The following is a 19,984-nucleotide window of genomic DNA, read 5'->3' as shown; positions in this document are numbered from 1 at the left end:
GCGCTCATCCTTCTTTACGTCCGTGATTGCTCGGCGTCTTGTCGCCGGTCACTTCGCGGTACCACAGTTCATGGTGTTTGCGCGCCCAGGCGCGGCTGACCCAGCCATGCAGCACGGCGCCGATCGAGCCCTTGATCCAGATGCCGGCGTAGATGTGCACGATGATGCTGAGGATCAGCACGAAGCCGGCCAGCGCATGGGCCAGTGCCGCCAAGCGGATCGAGCCGATGTCGAAGTAATGGCTGAAGTACTGGCGCCAGATCACCACGCCGCTGAGCAGCAACACCAGCATGCACACCAGCAGCGTCCAGAACAGCAGCTTCTGCCCGGCGTTGTACTTGCCGATGGGGGGCACGCCGTCTTCGCGGTTGACCATCACCCGGTCGATGCGGCGCAGCCACAGGCGGTCGTTGGCGGTGATGAAGTTGGCGCGCCAGAAGCGCAGCACCAGGCCGAGGAAGAACACGAACATCGCCACGCCCATGAACGGGTGCAGGATGCGCGTCCACGGCCCGCCGCCGAACAGGTGGCTGAGCCAGAACAGCGCCGGGTGGAACAGCGCCAGCCCGGACAGCCCGGCCATGAAGAACAGGATGGCGACGATCCAGTGGTTGGTCCGCTCGTTGGCGTTGTAGCGCAGGATGGGTTTGTTGTCGTTCATGGCCGCTGCTCCCCTTGCCCGCCGGGCCGGTTCGGGTCATAGACATGGACCGACGGGTCCACCTGGTGCACGCTGTCGTCCGCAGGCGTTGGGTGCTCGTCCTCTTCCACCCGCTGCGGGCCGACGCGCACATAGTGGAAGAACCCGGCCAGCACCGCCGCGCCCATGGCCAGCAGCGCCAGCGGCTTGGTGAAGCCCTTCCACAGGCCCACCAGCGGGCTGATCACCGGCTGGTCCGGCAGGCCGGCATACAGCCTGGGGGTGTCGGCATGGTGCAGCACATACATCACGTGGGTGCCGCCGACGCCGTCGGGGTCGTACAGCCCGGCATTGTCGTAACCGCGCGACTTGAGGTCGACGATGCGCTCGGCGGCATGCACCTTCATCTCGTCCTTGCTGCCGAACACGATCGCCCCGGTCGGGCAGGTTTTCACGCAGGCCGGCTCCAGGCCCACGGTCACACGGTCGGAACACAGGGTGCACTTGTACGCCTTGTGGTCCTTCTGCGAGATGCGCGGGATGTTGAACGGGCAGCCGGTGATGCAGTAGCCGCAGCCAATGCAGTGGTCCTGGTTGAAGTCGACGATGCCGTTGGCGTGCTTGATGATCGCCCCTGGGCTCGGGCAGGCCTTCAGGCAACCTGGGTCGGCGCAGTGCATGCAGCCGTCCTTGCGGATCAGCCACTCCAGGTTGCCGTCGTCGCGCTCGTGCTCGGTGAAGCGCATCAAGGTCCAGGTCTCGGCGGTGAGGTCCTGGGGGTTGTCGTAGGTGCCGTGGTTGTGGCCGACCTCGTCACGCAGCTCGTTCCACTCCGAACACGCCACCTGGCAGGCCTTGCAGCCGATGCACTTGGTGGTGTCGATCAGCTTGGCGACTTCCTGCTGCTGGCGTACCGAGGGCGGTACGGTGGTGGTGGCCGAGCGGGCGATGATGTCTTGGCTGGCCATCAGATTTTCTCCACTTTGACGAGGAACGACTTGGACTCCGGCGTCTGCGTGTTGCCATCACCGAGGAACGGCACCAGGGTGTTGGTCAGGTAGCCGTGCCGCGTCGCGCCGGTGAAGCCCCAGTGCAGCGGGATGCCGATCTGGTGCACGGTCTGGTTGTTGACCTGCAGCGGGCGAATCCGCTTGGTCACCACCGCCACCGCCTCGATATGCCCACGCTTGCTCGACACCCGCACCCGGTCGCCGGCCTTGATGCCTTTCTCGTTGGCCAGCACCTCGCCGATTTCGACGAACTGCTCGGGCTGGGCGATGGCGTTGAGGCGGCAGTGCTTGCTCCAGAAGTGGAAGTGCTCGGTCAGCCGGTAGGTGGTCGCCGCGTAGGGGAACTCGTCGTGCGTGCCGAGGGTGTCCCACACCGAATCGAAGATCCGCCCGGCCGGGTTGCTGGTGGCCTTCTTGTTCTGCGGGTGCAGCGGGTTGATGCCGATGGGCGTCTCGAACGGCTCGTAGTGCTCGGGGAACGGGCCTTCGGCCATCTTGTCGATGGCAAAGAACCGCGCCACGCCCTCGGGGTTCATGATGAACGGGTTCATCCCCGCGTCCGGCGGCGAGTCGACCTTGAAGTCGGGCACGTCGGTGCCGGTCCAGGTTTTGCCGTTCCACCACACCAGGCGCTTTTTCTCCGGGTCCCATGGCTTGCCTTGCGTGTCGCTGGAGGCGCGGTTGTAGAGGATGCGCCGGTTGGCCGGCCAGGCCCAGGCCCAGTTCTGCACCTGGTGCATGCCGAACGGGTCGCTGTTGTCACGGCGCGCCATCTGGTTGCCCTGCTCGGTCCAGCAGCCGGCGAAGATCCAGCAGCCAGAAGCCGTGCTGCCGTCGTCCTTGAGCTGGGCGAAGCCCGACAGCTGCTGCCCGCTCTTGAGCACCACACCGGTGGCGTCGCTGAGGTCGGACACGGCCCAGCCGTTCATTTCCTTGGCCAGCTCTTCGGGTGAAGGCTCATCGGGGATCTTGTACGGCCAGCTGATGTTCATCAGCGGGTCCGGGTAGGCCCCGCCCTCGGCCTGGTAGCGCTGGCGCAGGCGCAGGAACAGCTCGCTCATGATCTGCACGTCGGTGCGGGTTTCGCCCGGGCCGTCGGCGCCTTTCCAGTGCCATTGCAGCCAGCGGCTGCTGTTGACCAGCGAGCCATCCTCCTCGGCGAAACAGGTGGTGGGCAGGCGGATCACCTCGGTCTGGATGTTGGCCGTGTCGACATCGTTGAACGGCCCGGCGTTGCGCCAGAACTCGGAGGTTTCGGTGGCCAGCGGGTCCATGATCACCAGCCACTTCAACTTGCCAAGCGCGGCCGTGACGCGGTTCTTGTCCGGCAGCGCGGCGATCGGGTTGAAGCCTTGGCACATGTAGCCGTTGACCTTGCCCTGGCTCATCATCTCGAACATGCGCAGCACGTCGTAGGCCGGCACGTCGAGTTTCGGCAGCCAGTCGTAGCCCCAGTTGTTTTGCGCCGTGGCATTGGCGCCGTACCAGGCCTTCATCAGGCTGACGTGGAACTTGCCGTAGTTCTGCCAGTACGACAGTTGCCCCGGGCGCAGCGGTTTGGAGGCGCGCTTGTCGATGTAGGTGGCGTAGTCCTGCTCGGCGTCGCCGGCCAGGGTCAGGTAACCCGGCAGCGAATTCGACAGCAGGCCCAGATCGGTCAGGCCCTGGATGTTGGAGTGCCCGCGCAGAGCGTTGACGCCACCGCCCGGCATGCCGACGTTGCCCAGCAGCAGCTGCACCATCGCCGCACTGCGGATGATCTGCGCGCCGATCGAGTGCTGCGTCCAACCCAGGGCGTAGAGAATCGTCATGGTCTTGCCCGGTGCCGAGCAGGTGGCGATCTCTTCCCAGATCTTGAGCATGGCGTCCTGCGGCATGCCGCAGGTCATGCTGGCGATTTCCGGGGTGTAGCGGCTGTAGTGCTGCTTCATCAGCTGGTACACGCAGCGCGGGTGCTGCAGGCTCGGGTCGACCTTGGCGAAACCGTCCTCGCCCAGCTCGTAGCCCCAGCCCGACTTGTCGGCATACACGCGCTTGGCCTCGTCGTAGCCGCTGAACAGCCCGTCCTCGAAGCCATAGTTCTCTTTGACGATGAACGACACGTCGGTGTAGTTGCGCACGTATTCGTGCTGGATCTTGTCGTTGCTCAGCAGGTAATTGATCAGCCCGCCCATGAAGGCGATGTCGGTACCGGTACGGATCGGCGCGTAGTAGTCCGCCACCGAAGCGGTACGGGTAAACCGCGGGTCGACCACGATCAGCCGCGCCTTGTTGTGCGCCTTGGCCTCGGTCACCCACTTGAAGCCGCACGGATGCGCTTCTGCTGCGTTGCCACCCATCACCAGGACCAGATTCGCGTTGGCGATATCGGACCAGTGGTTGGTCATGGCGCCACGGCCGTACGTCGGGGCAAGACTTGCCACCGTCGGGCCGTGTCAGACACGCGCCTGGTTATCGAACCCCAGCATGCCGGTTGCGCGGATGACCTTGTGGGTCAGGTAGCCGGCTTCGCTGGAGGCAGCGGAGGCGGCGAGAAAACCGGTGGTGAGCCAACGGTTGACCGTCTGGCCCTGGGCATTCTTCTCGATGAAATTGGCGTCGCGGTCCTGCTTCATCAGGTCGGCGATGCGGTCGAGCGCTTCGTCCCATTCGACCCGCACCCACTCCTTGCTGCCTGGCTTGCGCACCTCGGGGTACTGCAGGCGGCTGGCGCTGTGGATGAAGTCGAGCAGGCCGGCGCCTTTGGGGCACAGAGTGCCGCGGTTGACCGGGTGGTCGGCGTCGCCTTCGATGTGGATGATGTTCTGTTTGACGTTCTTGCCCGCATCGCCCTGACTGTACAGGATCAGGCCGCAGCCGACCGAACAGTAGGGGCAGGTGTTGCGGGTTTCTTTCGTATGCGCCAGCTTGAAGTGACGCACCTGCTCGGCAAACGCAGGCGTCGGGGCCATGCCCAACGCTGCCAGGCTCGAGCCTCCAAGGCCGACGGCGGCGACCTTGAAGAACTGCCGACGGTTGAGGTCCATCGTGCACTCCTGATCAGGTGGTGGACGCACGGAACATGGCCGGCGCCTCTTGGTAGTCACGGGGGGCGGTTTTGACGGCCGCCAATAGATAAGACTAGTCAAGAATCGAGAAGGTGCGATGACATGGGTCAGCAGTTATGGCCCTTTCGCGGGGCAAGCCCGCTCCCACGAGTTCAGCGCAGGCATGAAGGTTGCGCTGCACCTGTGAGAGCGGGCTTGCCCCGCGAAGAGGCCAGCAGTGAAAACGAACCCTCACGCCACCGCTGAAATGGCCACGAAATGCCCCGGTGCAACCTCCCGATACTGCATGGCCGCCGCCTGGTGCCCGATGTCATGTATGCGGCTGGGCACCGCCTCGCTCATCAGGTTGAACGGTTTTCTCTGCACATTCAGATCCGCCGAGGGCACTGCACTGAGCAACCGCTGCGTATACGCATGCCCCGGGTTCTCGAACACGCTACGCCGTGGGCCGATCTCGACGATCCGCCCGTGGTACATCACCCCCACCCGATGGCTGACCCGCTCGACCACCGCCATGTCGTGCGAGATGAACAAGAACGCGATCCCCCGCTCCCGCTGCAGGTCCTGCAGCAGGTTGATGACCTGGGCCTGGATCGACACATCCAGCGCCGACACCGCCTCATCGGCAATGATCAGCTTGGGCGACAGGGCCAGGGCGCGGGCGATGCAGATCCGTTGCCGTTGGCCGCCGGAGAACTCGTGGGGGTAGCGTTGCGCGTGCTCGGCGCCAAGCCCTACCCGTTCGAGCAACTCGCCAACCTGCCGGCGCGCAGCCTCACCCTGCGCAAGCCCATGCACCAGCAGCGGCTCCATCAGGCTCTGCTCGATGGTCAGGCGCGGGTTGAGCGAGGCATACGGATCCTGGAACACCATCTGGATATCACGCCGCAGTGCCTTCTGCTCGGCCCTGCCCAAGGCACCGACATTCCTGCCCTGGAACAGGATGTTGCCGCCCTGGATCGGCATCAGGCCGGCCACGGCCCTGGCGCTGGTGGACTTGCCGCAGCCCGACTCGCCCACCAGCGCCAGGGTCTCGCCTGGGTAGATCTGGAAGTCGATCGACTCCACCGCGTGCACGCGCCGCTGCACCTTGCCAAGGATGCCGCCACGCAGGTCATAACGGATCGACAGCGACTCGACGCTGAGGATCGGCGCACCCTGGTAATCCGGCGCCCGCGCCGCCTCCTGCTGCCCCTGCGCCAGCGGCTCGTCGACCAGGGCGAACTTGGCCGGCAGGTCGCTACCACGCATCGAGCCGATTTTCGGCACCGCTGCCAACAGCGCCTGGGTGTAGGGCTGGCGCGGGTGCAGCAGCACGTCCTTGGCCGTACCGTGCTCGACGGTCTCTCCGCGCTTCATGACCATCACCTCGTCGGCCACTTCCGCGACCACGCCCATGTCATGGGTGATGAAGATGACGCCCATGCGCAGGCTGTCCTGCAGCTCCTTGATGATGCGCAGGATCTGCGCTTGCACGGTGACGTCCAGCGCGGTGGTCGGCTCGTCGGCGATCAGCAAGGTCGGCTCGCACACCAGCGACATGGCAATCATGATCCGCTGGCGCATGCCGCCGGACAGTTCATGAGGGAAGCGCCCCATCACCTGCCGTGCATCGGGAATGCGCACCAGGTCGAGCATGCGCAGGGCCTGGGCCTCGGCACTGGTGCGGTTGCAGCGCTTGTGCAGGGTGATCGCCTCGACCAGCTGGGCGCCGACCTTGAACACCGGGTTCAGCGAGGTCATCGGCTCCTGGAAGATCATCGACATCGCCGAGCCACGCAGCCGGCGCAGCAGCGCTTCGGGCGCTGCCACCAGGTCGATCAGCGCACCGTCGCCGGTACGCAGGTGCATCGAGCCGGACACCACCCGCCCACCGGCACGCCCGATCAGGCCCATCATGGCCATCGAGGTCACCGATTTGCCAGAGCCTGACTCACCGACGATGGCCAGCGTCTGGCCACGGCCGACTTCGAAGGACACGTCACGTACCACTGGGGCCTCGCCATCACTGCCGAAAGCCACGCTCAAGTTCTCGACCCGAGCGACCAGGTTCTCGTTCATCAGAGTGACCCCCTTCAATCCACTATCCGCGCCACGGCGGCATCCAGCGCGGCCCGGGCACCGGCGACCTTGCCCTGGCTGGCAGCCACCCACAGGCGGTCTTGCACCAGCTCGTCCTGGGCAACCGCCAGCAGGCGGCGCACCTCGGCGGGCCCGACGCCACCGATGGAGATACGGGTTTCCACGAACGTACGCGGGTTGAGGGCGTCACGCACCTGCGCGTCGCTATAGCCCAGGGTCGAGCCGATGGTCTCCACGGCGGCCTGGTCCAGCGCCGCACCGGTGACCTGTTGTGGCATCACCCCCGAGGCCAGGCTGTTGCGCACCAGCCGAGCGACCACATGATGCACCTGGCGGAAGCTGATGCCACGCTCGCGCACGATGACATCGGCCAGGTTGCTGGCGGTGCACCAGCTGCCCGACAGCAGTTCGCTCATGCGCGCCTCATGCACCTTGAGGGTCTCGACGATGCCGGTGAACAAATCGAGCATGCCCTCGGTGACTTCCAGCGCCCGCTGGATCAAGGGCAGGTCGCGCATGGCCTGATCGCCCGTGCCTTCGGCGCGGAAGGTGGCCAGCGCCGTGCTCAGCCAGGTGACCGACTCGCCCGCGGCCTTCTTGATGGTCTCCAGGCCCGAGGGGTTCTTCTTCTGCGGGAAGATGCTGCTGGTGCCGCAATAGCTGTCATCGCTCTCGACCGTGGCGAACTCGACGCTGGACCAGATGTGCAGGTCGGTGGCCAGGTCGTTGAGGTCGGCCATGATGAACGACAGCGCACCGATCGCCTCAGCCGCGTACCACGCCTCGCGGCCCAGCTTGGAGTTTTCCACCAGGCTGTCGAAGCCCAGCAGCTCGGTGGTGCGCTTGCGGTCCAGCGGCCAGGAGGTCCCGGCCAGCCCTACCGCGCCCAGCGGGTTGCGGTTGACCCGGGCATAGGCCTGGGCCAGGCGGCTGAAGCTGTCGTGCAGGCGGGTGCTGAAACTCAGCAGGTAATGGCCGAACACCCACGGCTGGGCATGCTGCATGTGGGTGTAGCCCGGCATGATGGTGTCGGCATGGCGCGCGGCCTGCTCGATCAGCGCTTGCTGGAAGCCATTGATACGCGCCAGCACCGCCAGGATGCGCTTGCGGTCGTACAGCCGGCGCACCGTGGCGCCCTGGTCGATGCGGCTGCGCCCGGTGTGCATCTGGCCGGCGTTGTCTTCGCCGATGCGGGCGAACAGGTAGGATTCGACCTGCAGCAGGAAGCTGCCCTTTCTGACGTCGAACGGGAAGTCGGAGGTGGCCAGCGCGCGGATCTTGCGCAGTTCGGAGAGGATGGCCTGGCCGACGGGGCGGGCGAGGATCTGCTGCTCGACGAGCATCACCGTGTGCGCCAGGTCGACCTCGATGAACTCGTGGAACTGCCGGATCTCGGTATCCAGGGCCGGGATGTCATGGTATTTCACCATCCGCTCGGCAGCCGGTGCACTCAGGCGGGCATCGGTGAGCAAGGTTTCGTGTGCGTGTGCTTTGGACATGGTCGTTTCACCGTTCAATTCAGTTGTGCATGCTGGAAATCGATGGTCCCTTCGTAATCCACGACGAGGCCTTTCAAACCTTTGCGAAGCCCGATGATCTGCTCCTGGTCGAACAGCGGCAGGCTGTTGGGGTCCTGCTCCCAGAGGATTTGCTGGATCTGCCCGTAGTAGGCCATGCGCTTGTGCTCATCCAGTTCACGGGCGGCCCGTTGCAGCAGGTTGTCCACCTCGGGGTTGCTGTAGCCGGTCAGGTTCTGCGGATCGCCCGTCACCAGCTTGCGGCGCAGGCGGATGTCCGCGTCGGAGATGCCGGTGCCGAGCAGCCACATGTCGGCATCGTTGGACCCCTTGCCCGTGCCCTTGCCCGGTTCGGGGCGGTACAGGCTCTTCTGGTACGTGGCCCACTCCCAGACCTTGAACTCGGTCTTAAGGCCCACCGCGTTGAGGTAGCCCTGGACCACTTCGGCCACCTGGCGGTCCTTGGTATAGCGCCCGGCCGGGGTCCACATCACCACGGTGCCGGGGAAACCACCGGGGTAGACTTGCTCGATCAAGCGTCGCGCAGCCGCCGGGTCGTATTTCACCGGGGCGAAGGTGCGACGCGCCTGGGTACCTGCCGGGAAGGGGCTGACCGGCACCTTGCCGTAGCCCAGCAGCACCTTGTTGACCAGGGCATCGCGGTCGATCGCCATGTTCACTGCCTGGCGCATGCGCACGTCATCGAACGGTGGCCGGGTGAGGTTGAGTTCGAAGAACACCTGGAAGGTGCTGGGCACCCGCAACAGGTCCGACTTGTTCAGGGCCTTGAGTTCGATGGCGGCTTCCGGGGACAGGTCGGCGGCCACATCGGCATTGCGCGTGCGCAGCTCGATGACCCGCGAGGAGTCCTCCCGCACGGGGCGGAAGACGATCTTTTGCGGCTTGCCGGCGACACCGAAGTAGCTGGGATTGCTGTCGATCACGGTGTGGTCGTTGGGCAGCCAGCGCACGAACTTGTAAGGCCCGGTGCCCACCGGATGGTGCCCGTAGGCCCGCCCGTACTTGGCCACCGCCGCCGGGCTGCTGATGGACGAGGATGGCTTGGCCAGCAGCTCGAGCAGGGTCGGCGAAGGGTTGGCGGTGGTGATGCGCAACTGGTCGGGCGCCAGCACCTCGACCGAGACGATGTCGGTGTAGTAGGAGCGGTGTGGCGAGCCCAGCTTGGCATCGCGTATGCGGTCCAGGTTGAACTTCACCGCCTGGGCGTCGAAGTCGGTGCCGTCGTGAAACTTCACGCCCTTGCGCAGGGCGAAGGTCCATTGCCGACCATCATCGGAGCGGACCCAGGACAGCGCCAGGTCGGGGACGACCTGCTCGCGGTCCTGCCCTTGCCAGTTCACCAGGCGGTTGAACAGGTGGTCCAGCACGTTGTACGACGGCACGCTGCGCGATACCGCGGGGTCGAGTGTGTCGATGTCTGAGCCTTGGACGAAGGTCAGCGTCTGCAAGCCCTGCGCGCTGACCGCGGCTGGGCCGAGTGCCGAGCATCCGAGGGCGCCCAGCAGCAAACCACGGATGAGCGTTGCCTTGAAGCCTGTACGCTCCATGATCTTTTCTCGCTTGATAAGGTTTGTCGGCATCCGGCGCGGCCAGGCCACGCCGGAGTGTCAGGCTTTGCGCGATTTCGGGTCGATGAAGTCGCGTAGCGCATCGCCTACGATGTTGAAGCTCAGGATGGTCAGCACCAGCGCGCATCCCGGGGCGATCAGCACATAGGGGTGGGTGGTCAGCAACGGCCGCGACTCGGCGATCATCGCGCCCCACTCCGGTATGGGCGGGGGTGGCCCAAGCCCGAGGAAGCTCAACCCCGAACCGATCAGGATGGCCTCTGCGAGCGACACCGTGGCCTGAATGATCACCAGCGAGCCGATGTTGGGCAGGATATGCACCCGCAGCAATCGCACATCGCTCACCCCGATGGACTTCGACGCCAGCACGAACTCGCGCTTGGCCAGGGCCATCACCGGCCCGGCGAAGAACCGCACGTAGATGGGAATGCTGGAAATGGCGATGGCCAACGTCAGGCTGAGGATGCTGTTGCCGGCCACGGTGATTACCAGGATTGCCACCAGGGTGCGGGGGAAGGCGATCATCGAGTCCATGACCCGCATGACCAGCCCGGAGATCGGCCCGTTGTAGTAACCGCAGCCCGCCCCCACTGCAACGCCCACCAGCATGGCGATGCCGACGCTGGCCACCGCGACGATCAGGGTGATGCGTGCGCCCCACAGCACACGCCCGAGCAGGTCGCGCCCCAACTGGTCGGTGCCTAGCCAGAATTCGGAGCCGGGCGTGACCAGCGATTGCGACAAGTTGATCCGGGTGACGGCATCCCAGTCGAAGAACAGGGGGGCGAAGATGGCTGCGGTCACCATCATCACGATCACCGCGGTCGCCGCGAGGGCGAACCAGCGCTTTCGGGCGATGAGAAAGCCGATGAAGTTCATGCGCCGCAGTGTCCGAGGCAAGGGGCGGGCCTCAGTTGTAGGTGATGCGAGGGTCGAGGAAGCCATATGCAAGATCCACAATGAGGTTGACGACAACGACCAAGGCGGCGAAGACCAATACGGTTCCTTGAACCACATAGATATCACGGGCCATGATTGCATCTATCAGGAAGCGTCCCATGCCGGGCCAGGCAAATACGGTTTCAACAATTACCGCGCCGCCGAGCAAGCGTCCGAAGTCCATGCCAAATACCGTGACCAATGGAATGGCGGCATTGGAAAGTGCATGTTTGAGAACAACTTTATAATTAGGCACGCCTTTGGCGTAGGCCGTCCTTATATAGTCTTCCTTCAATACATCCATCAGGGTTGAGCGGGCCAACCTGGAAAACGTTGCGACATAGGGCAAGCCGAGCGTCACCGCGGGCAGTATCAGGTGCTGCAAGCCACCACGGCCGGTAGGCGGCAGCCATCCCAGGCTGGCGGAGAACACCGACATCAGGACCAGGCCGAGCAGGAACCCCGGCATCGAGATGCCCACTACCGCCAGCGTCGTCAATGTGCTGTCGAGCACGCCTCGCGGGCGCAATGCCGCAATGATGCCCAGCGGGACGCCAATGATGACTGCCAGCAGCATCCCTGCTGCGGTCAGCTCCAGCGTTGCTGGCAATGTCCTGGCGATACCTTCGAGGACCGGGGTGAAGGTCTGGAAGGATTCGCCCAGATCACCGCTGGCGACGTTCTTCACGTAGATCAGGTATTGGTTCAGCAGGGGCTTGTCCAACCCGTAGTTCTGCCTTATCTGCTCGACGTCCGCATCCGTTGCATCTGGCCCCGCGGCCAATCTGGCCGGGTCGCCCGGAATGAAATGCAAGACCAGAAAGACCACGATCGATACACCCAACAACATGGGCAGCAGGAGCAATAGCCTGCGAATTGCATAATTAAGCACGATCAGCCCCTATTGTTTTAATTAACGGCAATCATCTGCAAGTATTGGCAAGCTGTTAACCTGCAAACACCTGAGCAAATAATCGCACGTCACCAAAACAGCGCAATACGCCAGCGGGTTGGACGCACATAATGAAATGTTATGCTGACCTGCCGCCGCCACTGCTCCCTGCCGAGACCGTACATGAAACTCAACCCGCGCCAGTTGGAAGCCTTTCGCACCGTCATGCTCACCGGCAGCATGACCATCGCCGCCGAGACCTTGCGGGTTTCCCAACCCGCCATCAGCCGGCTGATTCGCGACCTGGAAGTCGCGCTCTCGCTGCGGTTGTTCCGCCGCGAAGGCAATCGCTTGATCCCCAGCACCGAGGCGCAATTTCTGTATGCCGAGGTGGACAAGTTCTATCAGGGTATCGAGCGTATCGAGCGCGTTGCCGAAGACCTGATGACCCTGCGCACCGGCACCCTGCGCATCGGCTCGATGAGTGCGCTGGGCCTGACCGTGGTGGCCGAAGGGGTGCGCCGTTTCGTGCAAGAGCGCCCGGGTGTACGGACCTCCCTGGATGTGCGCAACTCGATGAGCGTCCTCGAACTGACTTCGGCCAATCAGCTCGATATCGGCTTCGTGCAGGTGCCGGCCGGCGAATACCCTGGCCTGCAACTGGTGCAGATGCCCAAGGTGGACGCGGTGTGCGTGATGCGCAGCGATGATGCGCTTGCCGAAAAGCAGGTCGTCAGCCTCGAAGACCTGCAAGGCCAGCGCCTGATCTCGCTGAACCCCAACAATCCCCTGCAGCGGCGCCTCGATGCTGCGCTGGAAGCACTCAAGGTCGTGGGCTTGAGCTCGGTAGACACCACCTCGGCACATTTTGCCTGCAACATGGTTTCCGGCGGCTTCGGCATGACGGTGTGCGACCCGTTCACCGCGTCGTATTCCAAGTACCCAGGGATTACCTATCGCAAGCTTGAGCAGTCCATTCCTTTCGAAGTGTCGATGGTTTTCCCCGGGCATCAGCAGCGCTCGAAGCTGGCGTGGGACTTCATGGGAATCATGGAGAAGATCTTCAAAGCGCCCGTGTAACGACCAGCGCCATTGAACTGCCTGGGCCAGAGTGGCAACACGCTTACCGGACATCGGTCTCGGAAATGGCCTACATCCGCAAGCGACAACTGCCTGCTAGGTTGCCCGGCCGAACAGTCCTCAGGGGTAACGCTCGCATGCCTTCGAACCATGGCCGTTTCAGTCTTTTCATGTGCGCTGCGCTTTTCGCAGCAACCTCACTGGCAGACGCCCCCTCCCCCATCACCGCCGAAGCCGCCCGCAACATGGCCGCCGCGGCCGAACACGCGGCCCGCGCCCAGGGTCATGCCATCGTCATCAGCATCGTCGACAACCATGGCAACCTGAAACACTTCCACCGCATGGACGGCACCAGCAGCGGCAGCATCCAGGTTGCGCAGCTCAAGGCGTCGACGTCTGCCCGCTTCCCCTTGTCCTCACGCGCGCTCGGCGAACGCAGCGCCGCATTGCCAGCCAACCCCTACGCCTCCTTGCCGGGTTTCACGCTGCTCGGCGGCGGTTTGCCGATCATGGATGCCAACGGCCAGCACATCGGCGGCATCGGCATCAGCGGTACAACCCCGGAACTGGACGCGCAGTTCGCCCAGGCGGCGCTGGATGCCGACGCCTGAGCAAGCGGGCAATCAGGCGGCGCCCAGCGGCAGGTCGCGGGCGATGTTGAGCGCGGCACTGCTTTGCGCCACCGGCATGATTTCGATGGTGTTGATGTTCACGTGCGCAGGTTGCTCGGCGATCCAGGCGACTGTGGCGGCGATGTCCTCTGGCAGGATGGCTTCCACATCGCGGTACAACGCCTCCACGGCGTTGAGGTCGCCGTTCAGGCGCACCACCGAGAAATCGGTGCCCGAGCACAGGCCCGGCTCGATGTTGCTCACCCGCACCCGCGTGCCTGCCAGGTCGGCGCGCAGGTTGAGGCTGAACTGGCGCACGAACGCCTTGCTGGCGCCGTAGACGTTGCCGCCCGGGTACGGGTAGGTGCCGGCAATCGAGCCAATGTTGATGATCATCCCGCGGTCGGCTTCCACCATCTGCGGCAGGATCTTGTGGGTCACCATGGCCAGGCCGGTGATGTTGGTGTCGATCATCCGCTGCCAGTTCTCGGCGCTGGACACCTGGGCGCGCTCGACGCCCAGCGCCAGCCCGGCATTGTTCACCAGCAGGTCGATCTGCAGCGAGGCGTCGCGAATCTGCTCCACCGCCGCTTCCAGCGATGCAGCATCGGTCACATCCAGCGCCAGCGGGATGAAGTTGACGCCCAACTCGCGCTCCAGTGCCTGCAGCTTGTCCATGCGCCGGGCGCCGCCGATCACGCGGTAGCCCTTGCTGACCAGGGTGCGGCAGATGGCCCGGCCAAAGCCCGAGGAGGCGCCGGTTACGAATGCGGTTTTCATCAGGTTGTCTCCTTTCCAGAAATGTCAGGCCAGGTACTTCACGCCCAGGCTGGTGAACAGGCACAGCATCGAGAACACCAGCGCCTTGCGGACCACTTCGTTGCCTTTGCGCAAGGCCAGAGCGCTGCCCATGTGGTTGCCGAGGATGTTGCAGGCCACCAGCGGCAAGGCCAGCAGGTAGACGACTTTGCCCGCCATGATGAAGGCCACCAGGGCGCCGATGTTCGAAGCGAAGTTGAAGGTCTTGGAGTTGGCCGAGCTGGACACCAGGTCCATGCGCAGCAGGTAGTGGAAGGCGATGATGAACATGCTGCCGGTGCCGGGGCCGAAGAAGCCGTCATAGAAGCCAATGGCCAGGCAAGTCAGCGGCACCACGGTGTAGAGCACCCGCGGCGACAGCTCGCGCTCCTGCACCGGGCGGTCCTTGGGGGTGAGAAAGATCAGGATGCCGAACGGGATCAGCGCCAGGATGATCTTGCCCACGGTTTCCTGGGAGATCGACACGATCAGGTGCGCGCCAAGGTAGGCACCGAGCAGCGAGAACGGAACGCCGACCAGGGCAACCTTCCACACCATCTTGCTGTTGGCCAGGAAATTGCGGATGGCCGCCAGCGTGCCCAGGGTGCTGACCAGTTTTTCCTGGCCCAGGGCGACCTGGGGCGGCATGCCCACCAGCAGGAAACCCGGTACCAGAAACAGCCCGCCGCCCCCGGCGATGCTGTCGACGAAGCCAGCGATGAAGGCGATGGTGCCCAGCAGCAGAATCGCCAGCAGCCAATGTTCCGCCCAGAAGGCGCCTAACAGTTCCATAGCAGTCGTTCCTTGAGTGTGGCGATGGCTCAGGAGAGCACTTCGTAGAGGTGATCGGCGCGGGCGAAGTGCACCCGGTTCAGGTCGTTGACCGCGAACAGGCGCAGCAGCCAGCGGTCGGCACCATCGTTCTGGGGTTCGAAACCATCGCGGGCATGCAGCACGCGCTGGTTCTTGAAGATCATGAAGTCGCCCGGCAGCAACAGGTGTGGCTCATCGAAACGGCGGGTTTCCAGCAGGCTGCGCAGGCTGGCCAGGGCTTGCTCGGCGCGCAGGTTCAGGCCGTGGGTGTTTTCGCTGTCGAAACGGCACAGCCACTCGCCGGCATGGCCGCGCACCAGTACCGGCAGTTCGGCGGTGCAGCGGCGGTTGCCGGTGAATGAGTCCGGGCGGCGGATTTCGAACTGCGCCAGGCTCAGTTCGCGCACGGTGGCCAGGGGCAGCGCCGCCACCACGGCATCGAGGTTGACCAGGGTGGTGCTGATGCGCGGGTCGCAGCGCATGCCGAAGAAGGACAGGTATTCCGGGCAGCAGGACGCAGTGCCCAGCGGCTCGCTGGACAATGGCAGGTCCGGGTTGTCGACGTGGTAGGAGAATCGCAGGCGCGAACCGTGCGAGCTCTTGTGGCTGGACGAGGTGCGCGCCGGGATGACATGACGGAACAAGCGGCCGTCGTTTTCACCTTCATAGACGATCGGGTTGATGCCCATCAGGCATTGCATGGTCAGGCTGACCAGGCAGGCGACTGGCGTGCTGCGCGGGCTGAGTACCCCCGAGTACGGCGTGGGTGGCACATCCCGGTCACGCGGGCAGTTGCGCACGATCATACTGGTCAACTGCGGGTCTTCGACGAACCCGCGGATCTGCTGGCACAGGGCCTTGCCCAGCACCTCCTGGGCCTGGTCCTTCAGTTGGGGGTAGAGCTCTTTGCTGGTCTCGAAGTCCAGAGGGGTGTTGTGCAGTAACGTTTGCCAGGCGCTCGAGACGACCCAGGGCAGGCGAATCTCCAGCGAGGTCCGGGCCTCGGCTGCTTGTTGCAGGTGTGCGCTTTCCATTTCGGGTGATATTCCATTGGCCATTCGGTGTCGTGCTTTGCCGGGCAGAGGCGGCAGACATTGTCTTTTTGAAGCCATTCACATCTGGTCGATTGCTGGCTGGGGAGCTGCTCACGCCCCCTTTGAATTGCATCGACTCAATCATTGTAATTACAAAAATAAAGTCGATTCAATTTATTTCTATGAGCGATTGCACGCTCGATTGAATCGACTCAATCAACTTATTGATTTCAAAAGATTTCCTAATGAAGCCACTGGGACTGGCGATCTTCACGGCTCGACGTACATGACGAAACAGCCATTCGAGGGTGCTCAAGAACGAATCAATCGATGCAATTTACCTGTAGGAAAACACAATTACTTCCATCTGACCTTTCGTGCTAGGCTTCCGCGTTCTCGCAGCTTCTGGTGCCATTTCTATGTGGGTTCCTCACTACAGCGACCTGGCGCAGCCGGTCTACCTGATGATTGCCGACGCCCTCGAGCAGGACATCGGCAGCGGCCGGCTGGCAGCAGGCGATCGCCTGCCGACGCTCAAGGACCTGGCCGAATCATTGAACGTGACGCCTGGCACCATCGGCCGGGCCTATGACGAAGCCGCCAAGCGCGGGTTGGTGGTCGGTGAGGTTGGCCGGGGTACTTTCGTGCTTCAGCAGCGGCCGGCTGCACCCACGCCGGCGCCAGCCACCCCGCCTGCGCCTGGCCCGCGCCAGCACGAGAGCGGGCAGATCGACCTGTCGATCATCAAGCCCAACGATGCCCACATGACCGACTGGCTGCGGGGCGCCATCACCGAGCTGGCGGCCTCGCCCGACCTGGTTCAGGTGCTCGACTACGTCACCGAAGGCGGCCACGCGACGCACAAGCAGGCAGGCGCCGCCTGGATTCAACGTTGGCTGCCCGAAGCCCGCTGGCAGCAGGTGGTGCTGACGTCAGGTGCGCAGCACGGCCTGCTGGTTGCCATCAGCAGCCTGTCGAAGAGCGATGACGTGATCCTCTGCGAATCGTTCTGCTACCCCGGCATCATTTCCCTCGCCCACAGCATGGGCCGCCGGCTGCGTGGCGTGGCCATGGATGAACACGGGCTGATTCCCGAAGCGTTGCGCGCGGCCTGCGAGGAGCACCGCCCTTCCCTGCTGGTGTGCGTGACCACGCATCAGAACCCGACCAACTCGATCATGCCCCACGAACGCCGCGAAGCCATCGCCGCGATTGCCCGCGAATTCGACCTGTTCATCGTCGACGACGATATCTACGGGTTCCTTGAGCCGGCACCGGACTACCAGCCGCTGGCGGCCTATGCGCCGGAACGTTCGGTATACCTGACCAGCCTGTCCAAGAGCGTGCTGCCGGCGCTGCGCATCGGCTACCTGTATGCCCCGCCGCAAACCCTGTCGCGGCTATCGTCGATGGTGCGCAGCAGTGTCTGGATGCCTTCGCCGCTGATGGCGCAGCTGGCCAGCAACCTGATCAACAGCGGCATGGCCGACCAGTTGGTGAAGGTGCAGCAGGACGAAGCGGCCGCGCGCCAGCAGATGGCCCGGGAAATCCTCGGCAAATACAAGATTCGCAGCCAGCCCAACAGCTTCCATCTGTGGCTGGAGCTGCCCGAGCCCTGGACCAGCGATGAATTCGCCAACCTGGCGCGCAACAATGGGGTGACGGTGGTCAGTGGCAGCCAGTTCCTGCCCGAACGCAGCCCTGCCGCCTGCGGCGTGCGCATTGCGCTGATGACCCCGAGCCGTGCGGAGCTGGGCTTTGCCTTGACCAAGCTTGCCAGCCTGCTGGACTCGCCGGAGCCGCGGCTGTTCTATTGAAAGGGCTTAGCCCTGCGCCATAAAAAAAGCCCAAGGCAATCGCCTTGGGCTTTTTTACTACAGGCTTCGCGCTGAATCAGAACGGAATGTCGTCATCGAAGCTGTCGAAGTCAGCCGCCGGCTGTGGCGCAGGCTGCTGCGGCGCTGGGCGCTGCTGGGCCTGTTGCGGGCGCGGGGCCTGCTGGCGCTGAGGGGCCTGGTTGTACTGTTGCTGCTGGCCACCCTGGTTGTAGTTGTTGCCACCACCCTGGTTGTACTGGTCGCCGCCACCTTGCTGGTTCTGCGGACGGCCGCCGAGCAGCTGCATGGTGCCCTGCATGTCGACGATGATTTCGGTGGTGTAGCGCTTGATGCCGTCTTTTTCCCACTCGCGGGTCTGCAGCTTGCCTTCGATGTACACCTGCGAACCCTTGCGCAGGTATTCGCCGGCGATTTCGGCAACCTTGCCGAACATCGACACACGGTGCCACTCGGTACGCTCGACCTTCTGGCCCGACTGCTTGTCGGTCCACTGCTCGCTGGTAGCCAGGCTCAGGTTGGTCACGGCGTTACCGTTGGGCAGGTAGCGGACTTCGGGATCCTGGCCACAGGTGCCGACCAGAATGACTTTGTTAACCCCACGGGCCATAACGTTCTCCTAGGCTTCGCACGCCGAAGAGGCTGGGTTTACCAGACGCTCGAGGGTCGCACGGTCCAAAATTTTCGTATCCAGTTTGATATAGATGGCGGCCTCTTCTGCCACCACCACAGCGTCGGTCACACCCGGCACAGCCATCAGTCGTTCGACCAGCCCGGCTTCCCGGACGGCTTCAGGCGTCAGCGGCATGCGCAGGCTGGTCACATACGGCGGCTCGTTCATGCGCAAGGCCACGACCAACCAGATGGCACACAACACCGCGCAACCGAGGAACACGGTGCTCAGCCCGCCATGCTGGAACAACCAGCCACCGAGAATTCCGCCCAGCGCGGCGCCGAGGAACTGGCTGGTGGAGTACACCCCCATCGCCGTGCCCTTGCCACCGGCAGGTGACACCTTGCTCACCAGCGAAGGCAGCGATGCCTCCAGCAGGTTGAATGCGGTAAAGAATACCACGGTGCCAATCACCAGTCCGCGCAAACCGTCAGCCCACTCCCAGAAGTATATCTCCGTCAGTAGCAGCACACTGACCGCACCGGCCAACACACGTTTCATCTTGCGCTTTTTTTCGCCGTAGATGATGAAGGGGACCATTGCAAAAAATGAGATGAACAGCGCGGTCAGGTACACCCACCAGTGCTGCTCCTTGGGCAGGCCGCCGCGCTCGACGAACGCCAGTGGCAGCGCGACGAAGCTGGCCATGAGGATGGCGTGGAGGATGAAGATACCCACATCCAGGCGCAGAAGGTCCGGGTGGCGCAGGGTCGGGCCTAGGGCCTGGCGCGCCACGCCCGATTCGCGGTGCTGCAGGGTGCTGTGCGTGTTGGGCACGACGAAGGCGATCAGGGCGATGCCGACTAGGGCAAGTCCTGCAGTGGCAAGGAACAATCCTGACAAGCCGAATGCCCGCGTCAGCAATGGGCCGACCACCATCGCCACCGCGAACGACAGGCCGATGCTCATGCCGATCATGGCCATGGCCTTGGTTCGGTGCTGTTCGCGGGTCAGGTCGGAAAGCAGTGCCATGACTGCCGCGGAGATCGCCCCGGCGCCCTGCAGGACACGCCCGGCGATCACGCCCCAGATGGAATCGGCCTGGGCCGCCAGCACGCTGCCCAGGGCAAAGATCACCAGCCCCAGGTAGATGACCGGGCGACGGCCGATGCGGTCGGAAATCATCCCGAACGGGATCTGCAATACTGCCTGGGTCAGGCCATAGGCGCCAATGGCCAGGCCGATCAGTGCAGGGCTGGCGCCGGCCAGGTCCATGCCGTAGGTGGCCAGCACCGGCAAGACCATGAACATGCCCAGCATACGAAAGGCAAAGACCAGGGCCAGGCCGCCAGCGGCGCGGGTTTCGCTGCCACTCATGCGCTCGTTGTGGGTGTCGTGCATGGATTAACCTCGTGTGAACCGGCGGCGATTCTATCAGTCCGACAGCTTGACGGCATCTACGCGACGCTTTGCCGCGTACTGGC

The 19,984-nt window shown here is 63.9% G+C and carries 16 protein-coding genes; 3 read left to right on the top strand and 13 right to left on the bottom strand.

From position 1 onward, the window contains the following. Positions 1 to 4 precede the first annotated feature (4 nt). From L6D75_RS17060 to L6D75_RS17025, 8 genes are all read right to left on the bottom strand, one after another. Positions 5 to 661 carry a formate dehydrogenase subunit gamma gene (locus L6D75_RS17060; RefSeq protein WP_176515268.1) on the bottom strand — a complete coding sequence of 219 codons (657 nt, stop codon included), beginning with the start codon at positions 659 to 661 and terminating at the stop codon, positions 5 to 7. Further along, a complete protein-coding gene (fdxH, locus tag L6D75_RS17055; protein WP_176515266.1) occupies positions 658 to 1,608 on the bottom strand; it encodes a formate dehydrogenase subunit beta in 951 nt (316 codons plus the stop codon). The genes L6D75_RS17060 and fdxH overlap by 4 nt, the downstream gene beginning before the upstream one ends. Beyond that, positions 1,608 to 4,676, bottom strand: a complete 3,069-nt coding sequence (gene fdnG, locus L6D75_RS17050) for a formate dehydrogenase-N subunit alpha (protein ID WP_176515264.1) — start codon at positions 4,674 to 4,676, stop codon at positions 1,608 to 1,610. Before fdnG ends, fdxH begins: the two co-directional genes overlap by 1 nt. Positions 4,677 to 4,928: 252 nt before the next feature. Next, the gene (locus tag L6D75_RS17045) at positions 4,929 to 6,758 is read right to left on the bottom strand and encodes an ABC transporter ATP-binding protein (RefSeq protein WP_176515262.1); all 1,830 of its coding nucleotides are present in this window, start codon (positions 6,756 to 6,758) and stop codon (positions 4,929 to 4,931) included. Between the two features lie 14 nt (positions 6,759 to 6,772). Then, complete coding sequence (gene argH / locus L6D75_RS17040; RefSeq protein WP_176515260.1) at positions 6,773 to 8,278, bottom strand: argininosuccinate lyase; 1,506 nt, start codon at positions 8,276 to 8,278, stop codon at positions 6,773 to 6,775. A 14-nt stretch (positions 8,279 to 8,292) separates the two neighbouring features. Further along, positions 8,293 to 9,864: an ABC transporter substrate-binding protein gene (locus tag L6D75_RS17035; protein ID WP_176515258.1), complete on the bottom strand. Its 1,572-nt coding sequence runs from the start codon at positions 9,862 to 9,864 to the stop codon at positions 8,293 to 8,295. A 60-nt stretch (positions 9,865 to 9,924) separates the two neighbouring features. Continuing rightward, entirely contained in the window at positions 9,925 to 10,785 is an 861-nt protein-coding gene (locus L6D75_RS17030; protein ID WP_236193717.1) for an ABC transporter permease, read from the bottom strand. Positions 10,786 to 10,795: 10 nt separating this feature from the next. Continuing rightward, entirely contained in the window at positions 10,796 to 11,716 is a 921-nt protein-coding gene (locus L6D75_RS17025; protein WP_176515254.1) for an ABC transporter permease, read from the bottom strand. Between the two features lie 183 nt (positions 11,717 to 11,899). Here L6D75_RS17025 and L6D75_RS17020 point away from each other — a divergent pair, with 183 nt between their 5' ends. Next, on the top strand, positions 11,900 to 12,796 hold the full coding sequence (locus tag L6D75_RS17020; protein ID WP_176515252.1) for a LysR substrate-binding domain-containing protein: 897 nt from the start codon (positions 11,900 to 11,902) through the stop codon (positions 12,794 to 12,796). A gap of 170 nt (positions 12,797 to 12,966) precedes the next feature. Then, entirely contained in the window at positions 12,967 to 13,407 is a 441-nt protein-coding gene (locus L6D75_RS17015) for a GlcG/HbpS family heme-binding protein (protein ID WP_236193716.1), read from the top strand. A gap of 12 nt (positions 13,408 to 13,419) precedes the next feature. On the opposite strand, the gene L6D75_RS17010 is transcribed toward L6D75_RS17015, so the two are convergent. From L6D75_RS17010 to L6D75_RS17000, 3 genes are read right to left on the bottom strand one after another with little or no spacing between them, the layout of a single operon-like run. Next, positions 13,420 to 14,187: an SDR family NAD(P)-dependent oxidoreductase gene (locus L6D75_RS17010; protein ID WP_176515248.1), complete on the bottom strand. Its 768-nt coding sequence runs from the start codon at positions 14,185 to 14,187 to the stop codon at positions 13,420 to 13,422. 24 nt (positions 14,188 to 14,211) lie between these two features. Further along, the gene (locus L6D75_RS17005; protein ID WP_176515246.1) at positions 14,212 to 14,997 is read right to left on the bottom strand and encodes a sulfite exporter TauE/SafE family protein; all 786 of its coding nucleotides are present in this window, start codon (positions 14,995 to 14,997) and stop codon (positions 14,212 to 14,214) included. A gap of 29 nt (positions 14,998 to 15,026) precedes the next feature. Next, the gene (locus L6D75_RS17000; protein WP_176515244.1) at positions 15,027 to 16,052 is read right to left on the bottom strand and encodes a TauD/TfdA family dioxygenase; all 1,026 of its coding nucleotides are present in this window, start codon (positions 16,050 to 16,052) and stop codon (positions 15,027 to 15,029) included. A 419-nt stretch (positions 16,053 to 16,471) separates the two neighbouring features. Between L6D75_RS17000 and L6D75_RS16995 the strand changes: the two genes are divergently transcribed. Continuing rightward, positions 16,472 to 17,869: an aminotransferase-like domain-containing protein gene (locus L6D75_RS16995; protein ID WP_176515242.1), complete on the top strand. Its 1,398-nt coding sequence runs from the start codon at positions 16,472 to 16,474 to the stop codon at positions 17,867 to 17,869. A gap of 76 nt (positions 17,870 to 17,945) precedes the next feature. Here the strand turns inward: L6D75_RS16995 and L6D75_RS16990 are convergent, their stop codons facing one another. Further along, the gene (locus L6D75_RS16990; protein ID WP_176515240.1) at positions 17,946 to 18,497 is read right to left on the bottom strand and encodes a single-stranded DNA-binding protein; all 552 of its coding nucleotides are present in this window, start codon (positions 18,495 to 18,497) and stop codon (positions 17,946 to 17,948) included. Positions 18,498 to 18,506: 9 nt separating this feature from the next. Further along, a complete protein-coding gene (locus L6D75_RS16985) occupies positions 18,507 to 19,901 on the bottom strand; it encodes an MFS transporter (protein WP_176515238.1) in 1,395 nt (464 codons plus the stop codon). Between the last annotated feature and the right edge of the window lie 83 nt (positions 19,902 to 19,984).

The sequence above is a fragment of the Pseudomonas faucium genome (assembly GCF_021602585.1).
GTDB lineage: Bacteria > Pseudomonadota > Gammaproteobacteria > Pseudomonadales > Pseudomonadaceae > Aquipseudomonas > Aquipseudomonas faucium.
Note: the sequence above shows the minus strand (reverse complement) of the source record. Positions and strands in the feature narration are given on the sequence as shown.

Bases quoted from the DNA above. Each gene is read 5' to 3' on its own strand.
- L6D75_RS17060 (WP_176515268.1), bottom strand. From the start codon at position 661: ATGAACGACAACAAACCCATCCTGCGCTACAACGCCAACGAGCGGACC.
- fdxH (WP_176515266.1), bottom strand. From the start codon at position 1,608: ATGGCCAGCCAAGACATCATCGCCCGCTCGGCCACCACCACCGTACCG.
- L6D75_RS17045 (WP_176515262.1), bottom strand. From the start codon at position 6,758: ATGAACGAGAACCTGGTCGCTCGGGTCGAGAACTTGAGCGTGGCTTTC.
- argH (WP_176515260.1), bottom strand. From the start codon at position 8,278: ATGTCCAAAGCACACGCACACGAAACCTTGCTCACCGATGCCCGCCTG.
- L6D75_RS17035 (WP_176515258.1), bottom strand. From the start codon at position 9,864: ATGGAGCGTACAGGCTTCAAGGCAACGCTCATCCGTGGTTTGCTGCTG.
- L6D75_RS17020 (WP_176515252.1), top strand. From the start codon at position 11,900: ATGAAACTCAACCCGCGCCAGTTGGAAGCCTTTCGCACCGTCATGCTC.
- L6D75_RS17015 (WP_236193716.1), top strand. From the start codon at position 12,967: ATGTGCGCTGCGCTTTTCGCAGCAACCTCACTGGCAGACGCCCCCTCC.
- L6D75_RS17010 (WP_176515248.1), bottom strand. From the start codon at position 14,187: ATGAAAACCGCATTCGTAACCGGCGCCTCCTCGGGCTTTGGCCGGGCC.
- L6D75_RS17005 (WP_176515246.1), bottom strand. From the start codon at position 14,997: ATGGAACTGTTAGGCGCCTTCTGGGCGGAACATTGGCTGCTGGCGATT.
- L6D75_RS17000 (WP_176515244.1), bottom strand. From the start codon at position 16,052: ATGGAAAGCGCACACCTGCAACAAGCAGCCGAGGCCCGGACCTCGCTG.
- L6D75_RS16995 (WP_176515242.1), top strand. From the start codon at position 16,472: ATGTGGGTTCCTCACTACAGCGACCTGGCGCAGCCGGTCTACCTGATG.
- L6D75_RS16990 (WP_176515240.1), bottom strand. From the start codon at position 18,497: ATGGCCCGTGGGGTTAACAAAGTCATTCTGGTCGGCACCTGTGGCCAG.
- L6D75_RS16985 (WP_176515238.1), bottom strand. From the start codon at position 19,901: ATGCACGACACCCACAACGAGCGCATGAGTGGCAGCGAAACCCGCGCC.